Annotated in this window: 1 protein-coding gene; it reads left to right on the top strand. The window is 24.5% G+C overall.

Annotation, left to right across the window (positions count from 1 at the left end; translation table 11 throughout):
• Positions 1-9: 9 nt before the first annotated feature.
• Positions 10-377: hypothetical protein (locus tag G3997_RS04375; protein WP_296648686.1), on the top strand; the 368-nt coding region annotated here is incomplete at its 3' end.

The raw sequence follows: 377 nt of genomic DNA, 5'->3' as shown, positions 1-377 counted from the left end.
GAAAATAAAATGAAAAAAATTATAATACTTATTAGTTCACTATTATCAATATTATTTATAACAGGATGTAGTAATAGTGATACTATTTTAAACACTGATGAAGATATATTAGAGTACATAAATGAAAGTGGGCTTATGAATAATATTGGAGTAGAAAATCTATCTATTATAGATACAATACATATTGATAATTCTAAAATAGTAACTTTCTTATCAAATACTGGACAAGGTTATATTGTATGTGAGAAAAATGAAAAAGGAAATTATATAATGACTGACAATATGGCTGAAGGTGTTTCAAATGAATTAGGGGTAAGTGATTTTACAGTTAGATATAATCAYAATAGTGGATTTGAAAATAGAGACATGGCCTATAT

This window comes from Romboutsia sp. 13368 (assembly GCF_018336475.1).
Taxonomy (GTDB): domain Bacteria; phylum Bacillota; class Clostridia; order Peptostreptococcales; family Peptostreptococcaceae; genus Romboutsia.
The sequence above is the reverse complement of the archived record's forward strand: the minus strand, read 5'-3'. Positions and strand labels throughout refer to the sequence as shown.